The sequence below is a fragment of the Sporanaerobacter acetigenes DSM 13106 genome, from assembly GCF_900130025.1.
GTDB lineage: Bacteria > Bacillota > Clostridia > Tissierellales > Sporanaerobacteraceae > Sporanaerobacter > Sporanaerobacter acetigenes.
The window spans coordinates 136,268-151,661 of the sequence record NZ_FQXR01000005.1 but is presented as its reverse complement, the minus strand read 5'-3'; the positions used below and the strand labels follow the sequence as shown (position 1 = coordinate 151,661).

General features: G+C 30.5%; 14 protein-coding genes. 2 read left to right on the top strand and 12 right to left on the bottom strand.

Annotated features, from left to right (window positions below):
- Positions 1-122: 122 nt before the first annotated feature.
- The 7 genes from BUA21_RS06285 to BUA21_RS06255 all read right to left on the bottom strand — a co-directional run bounded on the left by BUA21_RS06285 (position 123) and on the right by BUA21_RS06255 (position 9,486).
- Positions 123-1,976, bottom strand: a complete 1,854-nt coding sequence (locus BUA21_RS06285) for a peptide ABC transporter substrate-binding protein (RefSeq protein ID WP_072743957.1) — start codon at positions 1,974-1,976, stop codon at positions 123-125.
- Between the two features lie 292 nt (positions 1,977-2,268).
- The gene (locus tag BUA21_RS06280) at positions 2,269-4,122 is read right to left on the bottom strand and encodes a sigma-54 interaction domain-containing protein (protein ID WP_072743956.1); all 1,854 of its coding nucleotides are present in this window, start codon (positions 4,120-4,122) and stop codon (positions 2,269-2,271) included.
- Positions 4,123-4,133: 11 nt separating this feature from the next.
- A complete protein-coding gene (locus BUA21_RS06275) occupies positions 4,134-5,222 on the bottom strand; it encodes a dipeptide epimerase (protein WP_072743955.1) in 1,089 nt (362 codons plus the stop codon).
- An 81-nt stretch (positions 5,223-5,303) separates the two neighbouring features.
- The gene (gene glsA / locus BUA21_RS06270) at positions 5,304-6,221 is read right to left on the bottom strand and encodes a glutaminase A (protein ID WP_072743954.1); all 918 of its coding nucleotides are present in this window, start codon (positions 6,219-6,221) and stop codon (positions 5,304-5,306) included.
- Positions 6,222-6,254: 33 nt separating this feature from the next.
- A complete protein-coding gene (locus BUA21_RS06265; RefSeq protein WP_199229048.1) occupies positions 6,255-7,916 on the bottom strand; it encodes a nucleoside kinase in 1,662 nt (553 codons plus the stop codon).
- 103 nt (positions 7,917-8,019) lie between these two features.
- A complete protein-coding gene (locus BUA21_RS06260; RefSeq protein WP_072743953.1) occupies positions 8,020-8,448 on the bottom strand; it encodes a CBS domain-containing protein in 429 nt (142 codons plus the stop codon).
- A 75-nt stretch (positions 8,449-8,523) separates the two neighbouring features.
- Complete coding sequence (locus BUA21_RS06255) at positions 8,524-9,486, bottom strand: RluA family pseudouridine synthase (protein ID WP_072743952.1); 963 nt, start codon at positions 9,484-9,486, stop codon at positions 8,524-8,526.
- A 111-nt stretch (positions 9,487-9,597) separates the two neighbouring features.
- Between BUA21_RS06255 and BUA21_RS06250 the strand changes: the two genes are divergently transcribed.
- Complete coding sequence (locus BUA21_RS06250) at positions 9,598-10,077, top strand: MltG/YceG/YrrL family protein (RefSeq protein ID WP_072743951.1); 480 nt, start codon at positions 9,598-9,600, stop codon at positions 10,075-10,077.
- A 31-nt stretch (positions 10,078-10,108) separates the two neighbouring features.
- Here the strand turns inward: BUA21_RS06250 and BUA21_RS06245 are convergent, their stop codons facing one another.
- Positions 10,109-10,660, bottom strand: a complete 552-nt coding sequence (locus tag BUA21_RS06245) for a DUF6648 family protein (protein ID WP_072743950.1) — start codon at positions 10,658-10,660, stop codon at positions 10,109-10,111.
- Positions 10,661-10,751: 91 nt separating this feature from the next.
- A complete protein-coding gene (locus BUA21_RS06240; RefSeq protein ID WP_072743949.1) occupies positions 10,752-11,474 on the bottom strand; it encodes a pseudouridine synthase in 723 nt (240 codons plus the stop codon).
- A 134-nt stretch (positions 11,475-11,608) separates the two neighbouring features.
- On the opposite strand from BUA21_RS06240, the gene BUA21_RS06235 reads away from it, so the two are divergent.
- Entirely contained in the window at positions 11,609-11,785 is a 177-nt protein-coding gene (locus tag BUA21_RS06235; protein WP_072743948.1) for a DUF1540 domain-containing protein, read from the top strand.
- A gap of 21 nt (positions 11,786-11,806) precedes the next feature.
- Here BUA21_RS06235 and BUA21_RS06230 read toward each other — a convergent pair whose 3' ends face one another.
- The 3 genes from BUA21_RS06230 to BUA21_RS06220 form a co-directional block, all read right to left on the bottom strand.
- Positions 11,807-12,232 (bottom strand): hypothetical protein, encoded by a 426-nt coding sequence (locus BUA21_RS06230; protein ID WP_072743947.1) that lies wholly within the window; start codon positions 12,230-12,232, stop codon positions 11,807-11,809.
- 94 nt (positions 12,233-12,326) lie between these two features.
- Positions 12,327-13,280, bottom strand: coding sequence for a TIGR01212 family radical SAM protein (locus BUA21_RS06225; RefSeq protein ID WP_072743946.1), 954 nt, complete (start codon positions 13,278-13,280; stop codon positions 12,327-12,329).
- Between the two features lie 26 nt (positions 13,281-13,306).
- Positions 13,307-15,382, bottom strand: a complete 2,076-nt coding sequence (locus tag BUA21_RS06220) for a M1 family metallopeptidase (protein WP_072743945.1) — start codon at positions 15,380-15,382, stop codon at positions 13,307-13,309.
- Positions 15,383-15,394: the final 12 nt, after the last annotated feature.

Sequence of the window (15,394 nt, the reverse complement as noted above, 5' to 3'; positions counted from 1 at the left end):
ACCTCCCCTTTTAGCCATAAATAAAATATAATTCAAATAATTCCCTTATTTTAGCTTATAAAATTGAAGGACTATTTAAAAATAGTCCTTCAACTGACTTTAATATATTTTTAAATATATATTTATTGTGCTGCTTTCTTTAATGCTTCGGCACGTTCTTTTTCCCATTTTTCTAATGCTTTATGATATCCATCTGTATTCATAGGTTTATCCATAATTCTCTGTCCCTTAAATCTTTCTCCAGCAACACCAAATGGTGAATATGGAGATTCAAATGGATTTAATTTAGAAGCCGAATATCCGCCTCCCCCTACTGCATAAGGAATGACAAAGGCCTGGTCTATAAAGAAGGCTTCAGCCTCAGCAAACAAATTATAACGCTTCTCAATATCAAATACTTCTGCTTTTGCTTTATCTATCATATTTTCATAGGTATTTTTCCCGTTGGATTCTTTATATCCTTCTGCCAAATGAGGCCAGTTATAGTTGCTATCTGGAGTAAATGGATCAGTATAGGTTTCTGGATCTGCATAATCTGGCCCCCAGTTGCACTCTTCCAATGCATAATTTCCAGCACGTCTTGTTTCATCTAAAAATCCTGTAGGTGGATGTGGTTCTATGATTACATCAATATAATCTGTGCCTAACAAATTTTCAAGTTGTTGCTCTATTACTTGAGCACGATTTGCCCATTCAGAAGAACTCGTATTGTAAGGCATCAAAATTTTAACTGGAAATATAGCCTTTCCTTTTAATTCAGTCATAGCCTTTTCTTTATATTCAAGAGCTAATTTTTCATCAAGAGAATCATTGTCTGAAAATTTATCCAATCCACCAAGTTGAGTATAATCTACTCCATCTAAATTCACAAAGTTCTTTGGAGTTATAGTATTTGTCAATCTATCTTCTGGGTTGTAAGGTTCTTCGGTAAGCATAGCAGCTTTTCTATCTAATGCATGGAATATAGATTTACGGAAATTCACATTGTTAACTGCTATCTTCCAATTTTCTGGTTCATATTCTGCCGCAAAATGGGGATCGAAGTTAAATGCATAAAAATAAGTATAAAACGAAGTTCTATTTGGACGAATCATATCTTTCTTTTCTGAATCCTTCATCCACTCATCAAGAACTGATGAAGGAACATCAGTATAATCTATATCACCACGCAAAAACAATTCTGGTGACAATGTTGCCGCTTCCTTGTTATAAGTATAATTCAATCTTTTAATATGAACATTTTCTTTATCCCAATAGTTTTCATTTGCAACTAATACTCTTCTTGTTTGAGGCTCAAATGTTTCCATTATATATGCACCATTGTACAAAAAATTTATATTATCTGTCCCAAATTTATCTCCTACTTCTTCCAAAAACTGTCCATTAACTGGGAAGAAACATACATATGTGAGCATTGATAAAAAATATGGCGTAGGTTTTTCAAGGGTATATTCAAGGGTATATTTATCCAAAGCTTTTACTCCAACTTCTTCAAAATCAGTGATTTCACCATCATAGTATTTTTCAGCATTTTTGAGAACACTATAAGCTATATTTGCAGTTTGTGACTCATTGTTTGGATCTAGTATATATTTCATAGCATCTACGAAATCCTGTGCTGTAACTTCTCCATACTCTTTGCCATCATAAGTTACCCATTTTACTCCTTCACGCAATTTAAATGTCCAGACCAAATTGTCATCTGATACATTCCATCCCGTTGCCAAGCAAGGCTGTACCACACCGTACTCATCATAATCTATCAAAGTATCTATCAAATTAGCTGCAAGTGCAAATTCTAATGTAGTTGAAGTAACCAAATAATTTAATGTTGTGATTTCTCCCGAATAGACTGTTGAATATTCTTCGCTTCCATCTTTTGACCCTTTTTTATTCCCTGAAGAACAAGCGGTCATAGTCAAGGACAAAACTAGCAAAATAGCCATTAAGGCTTTGGGTTTTCCCTTTTTAAACATACTTACATCCCCCTTTTATTTTTATCGAAAATTAATTTGATGTACAAAAACATTTCAATAAATAGAAAAATTCTAATTTTCACAATTTTGCAATATTTTAAATATATTAACTAGCAAAAAACATGCCAAGCAAAATCATATTTAATTGCCTCTAATTCATATACTATATTATATACCATTTCCGTATTTTCGTAATAATTTTTTGCTAATATTAGTGGAAGCATTTATATAAGTATTATACAACATTTTTATCTATTTTCCTACAATTAGAATCAATTTCCGTTTTCCCGAACTAGTTTATTCCATATTTTTTCAATTTTTCATAAAAAGTAGTCTTGCTAATCTCCAATCCACTCATAGCTTTCTTTTTATCTCCTTTATATAACTTCATAGCTTTTTCAATAGTTTTTTTCTCGAATTCTTCAATAGACTCTTTAAGAGGAACTATATCTTCGGTTTCTAGTTCTTCACTTCTATTCAACTTTAAAATTAAGTGTTTAGAGAAAATTGTATTTCCATCACATAAGTTTATAGCCCTTTCTAATATATTCTCTAATTCCCTTACATTTCCTGGCCAATCGTACTCTAAAAGCATATTTAAAGCTTCAACTGATATGGTCTTGTTCTCACAGCCAATCTTTTGACATATTGATGGCAACAACATTTCTACCAAGGAATAAATGTCTTCTTTTCTATCTCTTAACGGTGGTATCCAAATTGGAAATACATTTATTCTATAATACAGATCTTCCCTAAAATTGCCTTTGAGCATTTCATCCTCTAAATTTCTATTTGATGCAGCTATAACCCTTACATCAACTTTTATTTTTTCTTGGCCTCCTACTTTATAAAAGCTCTTATCTTGGAGAACTTGCAATAGTTTTACTTGTAAGTTTGTAGATATTTCTCCAATTTCATCCAAAAATATAGTCCCTCCATTTGCCATTTCAAAAAAGCCTTTTTTCCCGTCAACTCTAGCCCCTGTAAACGCTCCTCTTGCGTATCCAAACAATTCACTTTCTAAAAGAGTTTCTGGTATAGCACCACAGTTGACATGAATAAAAGGTTTATCTCTATTGCTGTTCTCATGAATAGCTTTTGCCAGAAGTGTTTTACCTGTACCGCTTTCTCCAAGTATGAGAACTGTAGAATTTGTATTAGAAGCTTTTAGTGCTAATTTCTTTATATAATTCATTTCCCTACTTTCTCCAACAATATTGTGAAACAACTCTTTCAACATTTTTTCTTCATCCAATTGTTTCTCAGCTTCTTCAAGATTTAAAAGTGCTTCATCCCTTTCTCTAATAACTTTTTTTATTTCAGAAATATCTTCTACTTTCAATGCTGCACCAATTCTTTCATTATCTTTATCAACTGGTATCAATGTACACATAGTAGGAAAACCATTTATTTCTTTAAATTCATCTACATAGCTTATATTTTCTCCCTTTGCTACTTCACAAAACTCTTTAATAGTTGAACTTCCTCCATGAATTTCAAAAATATTTTTCCCTATTACATTGAGATATTTGGAATTTTCTCCTTTAGCCATATATTCTTTTCCATTTAAAATATCTCTTAAGCCCTCTCCTCTAGCCGTATATCCTTGGGCTTGATAGAACTTCATCTTCTTTGTCTTTCCATCTAAAATGACAAGATATCCAATATGGTTTATATAATTCATGGTATATTTTTCATTATCCACTTCAATTGTTATGATTTTATTCATAAAATCTATTATTACTTTAATGTCTATCCCAAGAAATTTGGTTTCCATCTTTAGTGCATCTTTTACTTCACTATCCCTTTTGCAAAGATATACAGGTTTTATATTCTTGTCTTTATAGACGCCTACGGCAATTAATATCTTTTCCTTCTCAATTCTTCTGTCATGAATTCCCAAATACTCTAAAGTTTCGGCATCAAGATTTCCATCATCCTTGCCTATAGCATTATCACCAATAATGACTATATCACCAGTTTGAATTTTGCCTCTAGGATGGCTTATTTGCTGGTTGTATAAAATACCAAATATTTCTTTGGCTTTATTGTTATAGATCTGTATAGTACCATTGTTGTCAATGACTATAAATCCTTCAGACATCATGTCAGTAAACAATTCTAAATAGCCTTCACTATTAAACATAAGACTCACCCTTAATAATATATGGTATTGCCTATTTCTTCAAATCCAAGTCCCGGTTTATCTTCCAACGTTATAGTATATTCATCATAATTAGCTCCACCTGTTATTGGATCTTCGGCACACAAATTTGGACCATCTAAATCAAATTTAGTTATGATACTTTTAGCTCCAGCTAGATGACATGCTGCAGTAAGTCCTATCTTACTTTCCATCATACATCCAAGCATGCATTGAACACCATAAGTTTCAGCAAAATTGCATATTTTCAACGCATTGTGAATTCCACCCGCTTTCATCAACTTTATATTAACTAAATCAGCAGCTCTATTTTGGATAATATTTGCTGCATCTAAAGGAGAAAACACACTTTCATCAGCTAATACTGGAATCTCTACATTCTCTGTAACATATTTAAGTCCAGCAATATCATAAGCCTTGACAGGTTGCTCAACTAGCTCAATAGAAAGCCCCGCATCCTCCATCATCCTCAAGACCTTCACTGCTTCTTTTGAAGTCCAGCCCTGATTGGCATCTATTCTAATATTTACACTATATCCTATTGCATTTCTTATAGCTTTTAGTCTTTCTAAATCTTTTTTTGAATCCTTTCCTACTTTTACTTTAATAGTTTCATAGCCTTTTTCTACAGCTTCTTTAGCATCCCTTGCCATTTCTTCTGGTTCATTGACACTTACAGTTATATCAGTAACTATTTTATTTCGAAAGCCTCCCAAAAGTTTAAAAACAGGAGCATCATGAAGTTGTCCAAATAAATCATATATAGCCATATCTAAAGCAGCTTTTGAACTTTCATTGTGCACTAGTGAATTGTCTATTCTCTTCATTATCTCTTCTAAATTTTCAATGTCCATACCAATTACTTTTGGCTTGATCTGATCCATAATAGCCCATTTTATAGACCCTAAAGTATCTCCCGTAATCACAGGAGTAATAGCTGCCTCACCATAGCCAATATTCCCAGTATCAGTCACAATTTTAACCACTACATTTTCTAATTCGTAAACTTCTCTCAAAGCAGTCTTAAAAGGTTTTTTAAGTGGGATATTTATTTTCCCTATTTGCATATCACATATTTTCACAAAAAATCACCCCTTTTTCATACGTTAAATAAATTATACCATCATAAAAAATTTGTGCAATGTGATAAAGTGATAAATCGTCTAAAAAATACTCAAATTCAATTCTTTTGATAGATCTCTCAAGACTCCATATCCAGCCACAGAGTTTCCTTTTTCATCCAATGCCGGCCCGTAAATGCCTATACCAATTCTATGAGGAACCGCCCCCATGATTCCTCCTCCTACTCCACTTTTAGCTGGTATCCCTACTCTTATAGCAAATTCTCCACTAGAATCATACATGCCACAAGTAACCATAAAAGTTTTTACAATTCTAGCTACATGCTCAGTAACTATATCTTCCCCAGTTTCTAAAATAGTCCCACCATTTGCCAAAAAAAGTCCAATATTAGCTATGTCAACACAATCGACTTCAATAGAACACTGTTTAAAATATATATCCAAAGTTTCTTCTACATTTCCTTCTAGTACCCCCATATCTTTCAATAAATATCCCATAGCCCTATTCTTGTTTCCTGTTTTCTTTTCAGACAAATAAACTTCCTCATTTACTTTTAAATTGTCATTAGAGGAAATCTTTCTAAACAAAGATAAAAGTCTTTCAAATCTTTCCTCTGAACTATTTCCTTTGATGAGTGAACTTACGGCAATAGCCCCAGCATTGATCATAGGATTTAAAGGTTTTGCAATATCCTTTGTTTCCAATTTATAAATTGAATTGAATGCATCCCCTGTAGGCTCCATTCCAACTTTATTAAAAACTTTCTCCTCTCCATTGTCCATTATAGCCAACATAAGAGCCACAGTTTTGGATATGCTTTGAATTGTAAATTTTTTATTGTAATCACCAGCTGTATACACATTGTTGTTCATATCTATAACACAAATCCCCAAATCTTCTGGATTTGCTTTACTTAAAGCAGGAATATAATCCGCCACTCTACCTTTTTTAGTTAATTCCCTATTATCCATTATTATTTTTTTTAGCATTTCTCTCATAAATATAACCCCCTTTAATTTGGCATTGAAATTTTAACGCTTTTTAAAAGAACTTCCTCCAATAAATTCTCGTAAAATAGAGGTTGGAGGTATTATAGATTCATCTTCCACATCTTTAAAATAATTTAAAAACTTAAGGAGTCTTTTAGCTTCAGAATAATATATACTCTCTCTATCTACTTCCTTTAATAGTGGAGCTACATATTTTTTAAGTACAGTCAATTCGTATACAAGTGAAGAATCAAACATTGCATCGGCTTCTTCTTGATATGGAAATATATTCTTTTCTTCCCCAACTCTGACTAACTCCCAAAGTTTAAAGGTCCTTTCTATATCATTTCCTCTAAATTTGCTATCTCTAACTATTCTTCTTAAAATTCTAGTATCTGTTGTAGGAATTCTATTGTGTGCATCTATATTTAGTTGTGTCAACGCACTTACATAAATTTTATACTTATTTTTTTCTGGTATAGAAGATGTAAGGTTTGGATTTAAAGCATGTAATCCTTCAACTATAATAGGATGATCTTCATCTACTTTGACTTTGATACCAGAAGGTTCACTTCTTCCACTTATAAAATTATATACAGGAAGTTCTACTTCACTTCCTTCTAATAAACTTATAAGGTCTTTATTTAGCCTCTTTAAGTCTATAGCTTCTAATGCTTCAAAATCATACTCTCCATATTCATTTTTAGGAGTATCTTCTCTATCGACAAAATAGTCATCTATGGAAATAGAAATTGGTCTTTTACCATTTACCTTAAGTTGAACACCCAATCTTTGGGCAAAAGTTGTCTTCCCAGAAGAAGAAGGACCAGCTATCATTATTAAATTTATACTTTCATCTTTACAAATTTCATCAGCAAAACTAGCTATCTTTTTCTCATGGAGTGCTTCTGATACTCTTATGACTTCATCTATAGAACCATCCATTATCTTGTCATTTAATGATCCTAAATAGCCTAAATCCAAAATATCAGCCCAATCTTCTGCTTCTTTAAATACCTTAGCTAATTTTCTTTGTTCAACAAATTCGGGAATCGTTGTTTGATTTTGCTGATTTGGAGACAACAATATTGCTCCTGGATAATAATACTTCAAGTCAAAAATTTTCACATATCCAGTAGAAGGAGCCACATATCCATAAAAACTATCTATATGATTTAATATTTTGTATATATGAATTTCATCTTTTTCTACATGACTATATAATTTAAACTTATCTTCATAACCTTTTTCTTTGAAAATCTTTAATGCATCCATTCTATTTATCTTTTCTCTTTCTATAGGAACATCTGCTTCAATAATTTCTAGCATCCTTTTTTTTATCTTTTCTATTTCTGAAAAACTTATTGTCCTTTTATCACTTAATTCTGTATAAAATCCTTCTCCAAGAGAATGTTCAATATTCACATTGTATCCAGGAAACATTTCTTCACATACAGTTATATATATAAGACCCAAAGTTCTTGTATATATTCTATGGCCATCAACATCTGTTATATCAATAAATTTTATCTTTTGTCCATCTTTAGCCACAGTTCTCAAATGAAATACTTCATTTTCAATTTTAGCTCCTAAATATTTTTTATAATCATTTTTATAAACCAAATTTGAAATATCTTCTAGTGTCGCACCTTTATCTATGGAAATTTCTCCAATATTGTCTACGAAAACTTTTATTTTCCCCAATTCTTATCCCTCCAAATTCAAATCTCAAAATATATAGTATATATATTATATATTATTCCAAATAAATAAACTATAGAGGAAATTTCCTCTATAGTTTATTTATTTACATATTTGGCCTACTTGGTTCAGATATGCTTGATAAGGCATTTCCTGCCTCATCAGTTAATCTATCTCTTACCGCCATATCTCCTATTGCAAGAATTCCTACAAGAGTGCCATTTTCCACCACTGGAATTCGTCTTATTTGATGTTCTGACATAAGTCTTGTAGCTTCATTCACATCAGTATCTGGAGAAACTGTCACTGGATTTACAGTCATGACATCCTTTGCTACAGCTTGAGACTGTAATCCTTGAGACAATCCTCTTACTACCATATCTCTATCAGTAACAATACCAAGAAGTCTATTGCCACTATCACAAACTGGTATACTACCAACATTTAAACTTTTCATCTTATTTGCTACTTCTTCCAATGTAGTACTTTGATTTGCACACTGAACATTAGTAGTCATTATATCCTTAACTTTCAAACTACCACCATCCTTTTTGTTTGATAATAAAGCACTATTAGGATGTGCAATTTTATATTTTTTAGTACTATAAATTTAAAACCAGTCTTTTTCAATTTTTTCAAGAGTAGATGGAAGTTCAGCTACAAATTCTTTCCCATTTAAATAATCCAAATATCCTAGTCCATTCATTACTATTTTGTCTGCATGTAAGAATTGACTATTTAAATTGTATTTTTCTCTAAACTTTTTATTTATACTTGCATCCCCATATTTTGTATCGCCTACAATTGGGTGACCTATATAAGACAAATGAGCTCTTATCTGATGAGTCCTGCCCGTTATAAGATCTATTTCCAGCAATGAAAATTCATCGTGTTTTTTAAGAATTTTTATATATGTAGATATCTTTTTAGCCCCATTTACATCATCTTTAAGTACTTTTACCTTGTTTTTATCTTCATTTTTTAATAAATAGTCTTCTAAAAGGATATCCTCTTTCAAGGTTCCTTTAACCATACATTTGTAGTATTTCTTTATACTTCTTGATTTTATTGCACTGTTCATATCTTTCAATGCCTCATAGTTTTTAGCTCCAATTACAATTCCACTAGTATTTCTATCCAATCTATTGCAAATAGATGGAGTGAAAATTCTTTCAAGTCTTGGATTATATTCTCCACTTTTAATCAAATAGCTTATCATACTATCTACAACATTATCTCCATATTCCTTATTTGCCGAATGAGAAAGCATGCCTACTGGTTTATTCATAAGTATTATATTTTCATCTTCATAGATTATTCTAGGCATAATGGAGCTATTTATTTCTTCTTTTTTCTGTATGAATTTATCTAAAACTTCATCTGAAATATAAAATTGTATACTATCTCCTTCTACAATTATGTCCTCTGGATTTGCTCTTTTATTGTTGAGTTTAATCCTTTTTTTCCTAATCATTTTATATATAGTTCCTTGACTTGCTTTAGATAAATACTTTTTTAAAAACCTGTCTATTCTTTGATTTGACTCATTTATATCTACTATTATTTCCCTCAAACTTTTCTCACCTTTTTCTTTTTTATATGTTATAATATATTATACACGAAGTTCAAATAAAAGCTCTACTCTATTTATCTATTATTCTCGTAGAAAAAAGAGGTGTGAAGAATGAAAAAATTTAACGAAGGGATAAAAGACTTCTTTTATGACGCCATTGACTACATAGTCATGATTGCAATCATAATAGTAGTTGCAGGAATAATCGGTTGGCGACTAAATGTACTATTTGATGAAGATACATCAAATGGACATATTGCCACAGAAAATAAAATAGAAACTTCAAAAGATAAAAATTTAACCAATAGAAGCAGTACATCAAAAAACAATACATCTACAGCAGAAAAAGACGACAAAAAAGCAAATGATACTGATACAAATTCTGATGAAATAACAAAAATTGTAATTCCCCAAGGTTCTCCTTGTTCAAGTATAGCAGGAATTTTACAAAATGAAGGTCTTATAACTGATAAGGGAGAATTTTTAGCTAAAGCTCAAGAAATGCATTTAGACACAAAATTCAAATCAGGAGAATTTGAAATTAAGAAAAATAGTTCATTAGAGGATATAATTAAAACTTTAACTAAATAGACGAAAAATAGTAGCCAAAGGCTACTATTTTTCAATACTTTTCATTGATATACTCATCAATCAGCGAAACTTTAGTTCCTTCTACAAATACTCCCTCTTTCTTCAATATATCTAACAACCACTTACTCTTTGAATGAAAAATAGCATATTGATAATTCATAAGTACTATTTCATAGAGTTTGTTTTTTAGAAATTTTGATTCTACTTTGATAAAATAAGCTTCTACATTCTCAAAATTTAAAAATCTTAAAAGTTGAAGAGTAGCCCTATCTTTTTCATGATAATAATAATTCCCTTGATTTAAATAATAAATATAATATTTTTCAGGCTTGCCTTCCCTCTTCAAGTCCTTGGCAAGCATTGTATAATACTTAGCCAGTACATTATAATACTGATAATTGTACATTCCTTTCTCATAGCTATCAACTTTCGAAAAAGGTTTCACATGCATTTCTTGGACAAAATCAAAATTTCCTTCTAGAAACTCTCTTTTACTTATATCTCCATTCTTGTACTGGATAATAAGAGAATTTCTGTGGTCAAAAAAGGTATCAAATAAACCCCTTCTACTATTATAAGCCAATTTAAAACACCCTATCTAATATCATATTTGCAATTAGTCTCAAATACATTATACCATTAATATAGAATCTAACAAAGCTAAACATTTGAATTTAACTATTTAATAATGCTAAAAGTTCACTTTCACTCAATTCTCTATATTCTCCTTCTGAAAGATTTTCATCAAGAGTCAAATTTCCTATGGAAATCCTCTTTAAATATAGTACTTTCATGTCTAAAGCTTCAAACATTCGCTTTACTTGATGATATTTCCCTTCTTTTATCGTCAAATGTACTTTAGAAACATATCCAGACTCTAATATTTTCAAAACTGAAGGCATAGTTTTATAGCCATCATCGAGTATTATTCCAGATTCAAATATTTTCACATGTCTTTCTTCTACATATCCATCTACTTCTACATAATAAGTTTTATCTACGTGTTTTCTTGGAGATAGAAGTTCATGAGAAAGCTTCCCATCATTTGTCAAAAGTAACAACCCTTCTGTATCTTTGTCAAGACGTCCAACCGGATGGGGATTAAAAACCAAATATTTGTCATCTAACAAATCCAATACTGTTCTATTTATAGGATCATCTGTAGATGAAACTACTCCATCAGGTTTATTCATCATAATATAAATATATTCTCTGTATATCACTTTTTCTCCATCAAAAACAATATCGTCTATTTGAGGATCTACTTTTATAGAACTATCTGATATTCTTTCTCCATTGACTTCTATCCTGCCTTCTCTTGCACAGCTTTTTATTTCTTTCCTGCTACCATATCCCATATTGGAAAGAATTTTATCAACTCGTTCTTTTTTGCCCATCACATTTCCTCTTCCTTTCCTATATTATTATATACTATTTTGTTTAAGAAATTATAGCTATAAATAAAGAATAATTTAAACATAATATGAAAAAATAATTATAGTGTCTAAAAACAAAAGAAAGGAGATATAGTATGAGAGTAGAAAAATCTGATAAACCATTAAATGGCGTAAAATGTGTTGTAAACACTTGTCAATATCATGTTTCAGGAGATTACTGTACTGCTTCCAGTATAGAAATTCAACCTAGAAATGCTACTTCTACAGATGAAACAGATTGTGCCACATTTTCTCCAAATATGAAAGGATAGAAAAAGGCAGGATATCCTGCCTTATTCTTCTGTAACTTCTTCAACTATAGATTTTAAACTTGTTGGAATTTCTTCTACTGTATAATCTAATCCAATATAAAAATCTGTATTAAACTTTTTACTTATGGTTTCTAGAGATTTTACCAAGCTTTCTAAATTTTCAATCTTTATGTCAATCAAATTATATATGCCATCTACATAAATCTTCTCTACATCATAATTCATGCCTATAATCCCACACAAAAAGCCATAGAACGATTCAATATTATTTATATTGAACTCCATGGCATTTATAAGTCTTACAGAATAATCAAGACTAAATATATGGTTGTCATCTACATCAATAAATGCAATGTTTCCATTTCCAGATTTCATCTCAGAATTAGCCATATCTATTAGACGTTTTGTTTTGCCACTACCTTTAGTGCCACATAGTAATTTTATCATTCCTACCACCCTCCAACCTTATATTTTTTTATACTATATTTATTGTATTCTACAAAAAAACCTTTTATCCTTTATTTTTTTCAATATTTTTTAATTATTTAAATCTTTTTAAAGCCTTTCCATTTAAATAATTGCATTTTATACCTTGATGTGTATTTCTCTTAACCATTTCACTTACTATCTCATCTCTTATCTTCCACCAGCTCTCATTCCAATTCACGAAAAGAGAATTTTCTTCTGGAGCTCTTCCTATTAACCTTTGAATGACTACATCCTCGTCTAAATACTCTAAAAATGTAATCACTCTTTCTACATATTCATCTTTTGGAATAATTGATATTTCTCCATTCTTGTACATTTCGCCAATAGTAGTTCCATCTAGTATATATAGTGCATGAAGCTTTACTTCTTCTACTTGGAGGGCTGAAAGTATTTTTGCATTTTCAACTACATCTACTTCTCCGTCCCAAGGCAAATTTAATATAAGATGAGCACAAGTCCTTATGCCATACTTCTTATTTCGAAGAACTCCGTCTATGAACTCCCCTAAAGTATGACCTCTATTTATCTTGTACAATGTATGATAGTTTACCGTTTGAAGTCCTAGCTCTATTGTTATATCTAAATCATACTTTTTCTTAACGAAAGCTAAATACTCTAAATACTCATCACTAATACAGTCAGGACGAGTAGATATAGAAATACCTACTACGTCCTCTAATATTGCCTCTTCTATTGAAACCTTAAAGTTTTCTATTGGCATATAGGTATTGGTGAAATTTTGAAAATAGCTAATAAATTTAGTAGCCTTATATTTTTTTTGTATATACTCTTTATTTTGTAGGATTTGTTCTCTTATAGATATAGTATTTAAAAGATTTTCAAAAGAACCTCCTTCTTCTCCACAAAATATACATCCTCCATCTCCCACACATCCATCTCTATTGGGACATGTAATAGGAAGACTTATAGGAAGTTTATATACCTTTTGTTTAAATCTTTTTCTTAAATATTTTGAATAGACATTATACACTTCTATATCTTCCAAATTCTCACCTCATCTAAATTAAAGAATTATTTATACATACCTTTTATCTGCACATTTTTTTTACCATTTACATTTAAAATAAATTGAATACCATCATTGTAAAGTGGATTGTAGTTAAACATAAAACTATCATCTTGGGTATTGCTCTCATCTAAAAATATTATGAGACTAAGTTTCTTTTTATTGTAAGGATTTTCAGCTATAAACATTCCTGAAATATTTTCATTTTTTATCTTTATATTATTTATAACTATTTCATCACTATTTGGATTGATGGGAAGTTTAGGCCCTATTTTATTCATAATACTACTCTTTTTAGGATATCCGAATACAATCAAGTTTTTAAGTTTATCTTTTTCAGTCAATCTATTTTCTTCTACTACTTTTATATTTAGTCCATAAATTTGTTGCAATTCTTCTGACATATTTTCAATGAAGTAATCCATCAATTTGGCATCAATTTGGGATAGATTATTTGGCTTTACAAATACTATTTCTTCTCCATTTAGGCATCTCAAAATAAGGCTTCCAACAACTAAACCATTTTCTTTTTCTTTCTTACTTAAATATTTTTTCTTGTTTTCAACTTCCATAGCCCTATCTTCTTCTTGTGTAAGTTGTATATTTTGTGGAAAATAGTTGGGCTTTGAAACTGCAACTTCCATTGTCTTTCGAATACCTTTTCCTGCTACTTCCTCAATTGTATTCAGTAAATCAACTATAGTAGCATTTTTAAATAAAAATTTCTTATAATAATTTTGAAGTATTTTAGTAAATTTTTCTTCTCCTACTCTTTTTCTCAAATCCTCAAAAAATTGAGGCCCCTTTGTATATATAGTATGCACATAGCTATCAAAATCCTTAAAATCATCTACACTTGAATTAAGTGCTGGAATTTCACTTTCATATATACTTCGTCTTATTTTCATATTCACAGCACGATTATTGTACTTGCCATATTCATTTTCAAAATAATATGCTGTAGTAAAAACAGTTAAGGATTCATCTAAAAATGGTTCTTTATATTCATTGTTCCCAACTCCTACATACCACCATTGATGTATAACTTCATGAACAACCATTTCTAAAATTGATGGAATATATTCCTCTTCATATCCATCAATAGGCTGATAAAATCCCATTTGTACAATTTGAGGGTATTCCATAGCTCCTCCTAAAAGTCCTGTTTCAGCAATTCTAAGTTCATCATAAGCATACTTTCCTATTTTTTTATTCAGAAATGAAACTGCCTTACCCGCTTCATCTAACAAAATTTGAGCACTATTTTGTTTTTTATCCCCAGGTAAATAATAATTGTACAATTTTACTCCATCTATTTCCTTCGTAAGTACTTTGTATTTAGGGCTCATCATGAATACAAAATCTCTTACATTTTCCGCTTTTATATTAAGGGTTTTATTTAGTCCTTCTATTTTTTCGTCAATTATACTACCTGTGGGAGCTACTACCATATCTTTAGGTACAGTCAAATGCACATTATAATTTGCTACATCGCTATAATTAGATTCTCCTACAGGATGATAAGGATTTTCGTCCCACTTGCCAGTTTTCTCATCATATATAGATAGCATAGGATACCAATTTGTCAGAGAATAAACATCTTCATAAAATCCAAGTCTATTTCTGCCAAAAGGTATTTTTAGCGTAAAATCCATACTTATATCTAATTTTTCTCCTTGTTTCAATGGTTTATCTAATGAAATCTTAAGTACTTCTTTATCTTGAGTATATTTTATGTTTTTCTTGTTTACGAGAACTTTTTCAATATGTATGTCTCCCAATTCTTCTTTAGCTAATTTAACTTCTCCTTCAATGCCTAAAAAAGATAATGCAGGCATGGTCTTTATATCATTGTAGGAATCTGGATAAAGGTGAAATACTATTTCTTTCAATTCTCTATTGTAGTTATTTTTAAAAACTAAAGTTTCTTTTCCATTAAGTATTTTTTCATTGTGGTTTAATTTTATATCTATTTTATACTCATTTATATCTCCTACATTTTCTGCAAAAGATATAGGTATAAAGCTAAATATGATGAAGAATGCCAAAAACAAAGATAATATTCTAGACTTAACTTTCACAAAAACTCCCCC

Excerpts from the sequence above, each read along its gene's own strand:
- BUA21_RS06285 (WP_072743957.1), bottom strand. The coding sequence starts at position 1,976 with ATGTTTAAAAAGGGAAAACCCAAAGCCTTAATGGCTATTTTGCTAGTT.
- BUA21_RS06280 (WP_072743956.1), bottom strand. The coding sequence starts at position 4,122 with ATGTTTAATAGTGAAGGCTATTTAGAATTGTTTACTGACATGATGTCT.
- glsA (WP_072743954.1), bottom strand. The coding sequence starts at position 6,221 with ATGAGAGAAATGCTAAAAAAAATAATAATGGATAATAGGGAATTAACT.
- BUA21_RS06250 (WP_072743951.1), top strand. The coding sequence starts at position 9,598 with ATGAAAAAATTTAACGAAGGGATAAAAGACTTCTTTTATGACGCCATT.
- BUA21_RS06240 (WP_072743949.1), bottom strand. The coding sequence starts at position 11,474 with ATGGGCAAAAAAGAACGAGTTGATAAAATTCTTTCCAATATGGGATAT.
- BUA21_RS06235 (WP_072743948.1), top strand. The coding sequence starts at position 11,609 with ATGAGAGTAGAAAAATCTGATAAACCATTAAATGGCGTAAAATGTGTT.
- BUA21_RS06230 (WP_072743947.1), bottom strand. The coding sequence starts at position 12,232 with ATGATAAAATTACTATGTGGCACTAAAGGTAGTGGCAAAACAAAACGT.